This is a genomic window from Sphingopyxis sp., from assembly GCF_036402335.1.
GTDB lineage: Bacteria > Pseudomonadota > Alphaproteobacteria > Sphingomonadales > Sphingomonadaceae > Sphingopyxis.
Window position 1 is genome coordinate 1 of record NZ_DASWTD010000425.1, and the last position, 4602, is coordinate 4602.

General features: G+C 63.8%; 4 protein-coding genes and 1 pseudogene. All 5 read left to right on the forward strand.

Annotation, left to right across the window (positions count from 1 at the left end; genetic code table 11):
* Positions 1–720, forward strand: a pseudogene (locus VGD20_RS13730) (hypothetical protein); the annotation flags it as partial.
* A gap of 11 nt (positions 721–731) precedes the next feature.
* Entirely contained in the window at positions 732–1457 is a 726-nt protein-coding gene (locus tag VGD20_RS13735; protein WP_331134989.1) for a hypothetical protein, read from the forward strand.
* 146 nt (positions 1458–1603) lie between these two features.
* Positions 1604–2173: an RNA polymerase sigma factor gene (locus tag VGD20_RS13740; RefSeq protein WP_294028027.1), complete on the forward strand. Its 570-nt coding sequence runs from the start codon at positions 1604–1606 to the stop codon at positions 2171–2173.
* Entirely contained in the window at positions 2145–3119 is a 975-nt protein-coding gene (locus tag VGD20_RS13745) for a FecR family protein (RefSeq protein WP_331134990.1), read from the forward strand. The genes VGD20_RS13740 and VGD20_RS13745 overlap by 29 nt, the downstream gene beginning before the upstream one ends.
* A 76-nt stretch (positions 3120–3195) precedes the next feature.
* The coding region (locus VGD20_RS13750; RefSeq protein WP_331134991.1) for a TonB-dependent receptor at positions 3196–4602 on the forward strand (1407 nt) is incomplete at its 3' end.

The following is a 4602-nucleotide window of genomic DNA, read 5'->3' on the forward strand; positions in this document are numbered from 1 at the left end:
CCCTATGGCCGGATCGTCGAGGGGGCGTCGACCGGCGGCTGGGAGGCGCTGGCGCTGCAACTCCACTATCCCGACCTGTTCGGCGGCGCATGGGTGTTCAACCCTGACCCGATCGACTTCACCCGCTACCAGCTCACCGACATCTACAAGGAGGACAATATGTTCACCTTGAAGATCAACGACTGGATCACGCAGGAAAAGCCGTTCCGCCGCAGCCGCGAAGGCCATCCGCTCGTCGACCTGCGCACGCTCGCGGCGCTCGAGGGGATGCTCGGATCGAAGGGGCGGAGCTATTACCAGCTCGGCATCTGGCAGACGACGCACGGCCCGGTCGGGCCGGATGGCTATCCGGTCATGCTCTATGACTACAAGACCGGCGCCATCAACAAGGACGTCGTCAAATATATGCGCGCGAACGGCTTCGACCTGTCGGGCTATGCCCGCGACAACTGGGTCACGCTCGGCCCCAAGCTGCGCGGCAAGCTGCATTTCTTTGCGGGCGAGATGGACGATTTCTACCTCAACCTCGCGGTCTATCAGTTCCAGGATATGATCGCCGAGGTGGCGGGCAAGGATTATCCGATCCGCTTCGAATATGGCCGGCCGAAGAAGGGGCATAATTGGCACCACACCGACTGGGCAGGTGTCGTCCACGAGGTCGCCGATCACGTCCGTAAGAATGCGCCCGCCGGCGCACCGGTCAATCAATGGAATTATTGAGGAGGCAGCCGATGGTCGAAATCAGGGGGGCGCGACTGGCGCTTGTTGCGGCGGGCTTCTTCATGGGGGCCGCGGCGCCGACCGCGCTCGTGATGGCCGACAGCGGACCGCCGAAAAGCGTGTTCGACGAGATCAGCGTCAAGCGGATCAACATCGTCGAACCCGACGGAAAATATCGCCTCGTCCTCGCCAATTCCGAACGCTTTCCGGGGCTGTTCATGGAAGGCAAGGAGTATAAGCATCACAGCCGCGATGGCGGCGGGATGCTGTTCTTCAACGATGAGGGCGACGAGGTCGGCGGGCTGACCTTCGGCAGCAAGACGGTCGGCGACAATCGCCGCGCCTCGGGCTCGCTGATGTTCGACCAGTACAAGCAGGACCAGACCGTCGGCATCCAGTATAGCGAGGCGAACGGCAATCGGACCGCCGGGCTGCGCGTCTGGGACCGGCCCGACTGGTCGATCAAGCCGCTGATGGAAATGAGCGCGCGTGCTGCGGCCGCACCCGACGAAGCCGGCCGGAACCGTATCCGCGAGGAAATGCGCGCCTATGCCATGGCGAACGGCGGAGCGGGGGCCGAGCGCGTTTTCACCGGAAAAACGTCCGACGATGCGATCGTGCGGCTCGCCGACAAGAGCGGCAAGCCGCGGCTGCTGCTCAAGGTCGGCGCCGACGGCGAGCCGAGCATCGAGTTTCTCGATCCCGCGGGGAAGGTCGTCAAACGCATCACGCAATAGGTCATCCGGTCCGTTTCGAAGCGGTCGGGAGGGCGGTTCCCGGTTCGGACAAGCTTGTCCATCTAACCTATTATTTTTAAACAAAAAAATTCACAATAATGTCATTTTTGCTTGACGGGCGGAGCGATAGCTGGTGCCATCGCGCCATGGATCGTCAGGCTCAACTCCGCTGGTTCGCACGCGAAGTGCTTCCGCACGAGCCCGACTTGCGCAAGTGGCTCGGCGGCCGCGTTCGCGGGCTTGATTCCTGCGATGTCGATGAAGTCGTGCAGGAGGCCTATGCGCGGCTCTGGACCGGCGATCCCGACGCGATCCGCAACGCGCGCGCCTATCTGTTCGTGACGGCGCGCCATATCGTCGGCGAACATCTTCGGCGCTCGCGCATCGTCGCGATCGATCTTGTGGCGGATTTGGACTCGCTGAACATCATTGACGAAGAGATGAGCGTTCACCGGCGCCTCAGCGGACAGGAAGAACTGGCGCGTTTGTACGAAATATTGCAGACGTTGCCGCCAAAATGCCGACAGGCATTCGAGCTGAAGAAGTTTCAGGACTTTTCGCAGCGCCGGATCGCCGAACATATGGGAATAGCCGAAAGCACGGTCGAGAAGCATCTCGCCAAGGCGCTTCGGCTCGTTTCCGACGCAATGAAAGAGGCGCCAGCCGGCGCGCAGGATGGAAGACAGCGTGAGCGCAGGTTCTGGAAATGGGGCTGATATCGACACCCAGGCGACAGCCTGGGCGGTCCGGTCGGCCGAGCGCCCGCTAGGCAGCGTCGAACAGCGACAGCTCGACGCATGGCTGGAAGCCGACAACCGGCATCTGGGCGCCTATGTCCGCGCGCAGGCGCTTTGGCTCGACATCGACCGGATCGCCGCGCTCGATGGCGGGACCCAGCGCGATGTTCCCGTGCCGGTGCGCGAGCGCCCGTGGCGGCGTTATGCGATGGCGGCGTCTGTCGCGCTCGCCGCATTTGGCGGCACCGTCGCTTATGATCATCTGGCGGGGCGGATATCGACCGAACGCGGCGAGGTCCGCCGGATCGCGCTCGACGACGGCTCGATCCTGACGCTCAACGGCAATTCGGCGGTGCAGGTGCGGTACGAGGACGACATCCGGCGGATCATCCTGCGCCGCGGCGAGGCGTCGTTCGAGGTCGCGCATAACAAGCAACGGCCGTTCGTCGTCAGTGCCGAAGGCCTTGATGTGCGCGCGGTCGGCACCGAATTCGTCGTCGGCATCGAGGATAGCGGCGTCGAGGTCACGGTCGAGGAAGGCGTCGTCGCCGTGGACGGCAAGGCGAGCGGTTCGGCCCGGCCGCGCTACATCCGCCGCAACGAACAATTTGTTGCCGCCGCGACCGGGCCGCGCAAGGCCGTGCTCGATGCGGCCGACGTCGAACGTCGCATCGCCTGGCGTAATGGCGTGCTGGTTTTCGACGGCCAGCAACTTGGCGCGGCGGCGGCGGAGGTGAACCGCTATTCCGAGCTTAAGGTGGTGATCGAAGACCCCACGCTGGCGCGCGCCGAATTCATGGGTGTTTTCAAGCTTGGCGATGCGCAGGCGTTCGCAGGCGCCGCGGCGCAGGCGTTCAACGGCGAGGTCGTGCGCCGCGGCGACGAACTTGTTCTGGTGCGCCAGCAGAATTCTCCTTCGCACTGATAGCGGATTTCCGCACGTCGCCGCTCGTCTGTTTATGGAAGCGCTGGATCGCTCCGGGGATGAGGGAGGCAAGACGATGACGTGGGGGCAAGTGAGCCGATTCAATTCGCGCGTGGTTCTGATGGCCGGCGTGGCGGCAACAATGATGTGGGCGGCGCCCGCCATGGCTCAGGAGCGCCAGCGTTATTCGATCCCTTCGGGCGACGCGGCCCAGACGGTTCAGCGCCTTGCGGTGCAATCGGGCGTTCAGGTCATGGTTCCCGACGCGGACCTGGCGGGGATCAGGACGAACGCGATCAACGGCAACTACACGCCGGTCGAAGCGCTGCGCCTGATGCTGGCGAACAAGGGGCTCGAGGTCGTCCGTAACGCCAATGGCGCGGTGGTCATCCGCCGCGCGGCCGCGCGCCCGCAGGCGAGCGTCGGCAGCGAGACGACCGGCGAGGACATCATCGTTACCGGGTCGCGCATCCGCCGTCCCGGCTATGATACACTCGAGGCGACTGTTGTCACCGACGCCGAGGAATTCCGGCGCCGGGGATACACCAACGTCATCGACGCCTTGAACGACACGCCGGGGTTCGTTCCGTCCGAAGTGAATACCATCGGCTCGGATCAGCGAAGCCTGACCGCAGGCCAGAATTTCGCTGATTTCTTTGGGCTGGGCTCGCGGCGCACGCTGACGCTCGTCAACGGCCGACGGTTTGTTTCGTCGAATACCATTTCGGGAGCCGGCGGAAGCACGACACCCGGCGGACAGGTGGATCTCAACCTCATCCCGGCGGGTCTGATCGAACGCGTCGAAACGATCGCGATCGGCGGCGCGCCCGTCTATGGCGCCGACGCCATCTCGGGCACGGTCAATGTCATCCTGCGCGATGATTTCGAAGGGGTCGAACTGACCGGGCAGGTGGGGCTCACCGAAAAGGGCGATGCGCCCAGCTATACCCTGCGGGGGCTGGCCGGCACCAATTTTGCGGGTGGCCGCGGCAACATCGCGCTCGGCGTGGAATATAATCGCCAGGACGGGCTGCTGAAATCGGCACGCACCGGACGGACCTACATGCTTCCCGATCCGGACGGCGACCCGGCGCCCAACCAATATGCGCGCGATCTCGTCTATGACTATATGACCGACGGGGGCTTGCCGTTCACGACCTCGCTCGGCCGGATCGTCGATGCGCAGGGAACGCCGCTCCAGTTCAGCAACGGCCAGCTCGTTCCCTATATTCAGGGAACCCAGCTTTCGGGCCCGATCTTCGACGGCGGCGACGGCTTTCGCTTTGCGGATCACCAGAGCCTGCTCTCGCCGACCGAGCGGGTGATCGTCAGCGGCCTCGGCCATTTCGACATTTCGTCTTCGGTGACACTCTTTGCCGAGGGATCCTATGCACGGAGCACCGGCTACGAGCTTAGCGAACTGTCGGTGGCGGTTTCGCCGATTTTCAACACCGTTCTTCCCGTTCAGATGAGCAATCCCTTT

What these genes read in the sequence shown, in the direction of transcription:
- VGD20_RS13735 (WP_331134989.1), top strand. Translation starts at nt 732, where the DNA reads ATGGTCGAAATCAGGGGGGCGCGACTGGCGCTTGTTGCGGCGGGCTTC.
- VGD20_RS13740 (WP_294028027.1), top strand. Translation starts at nt 1,604, where the DNA reads ATGGATCGTCAGGCTCAACTCCGCTGGTTCGCACGCGAAGTGCTTCCG.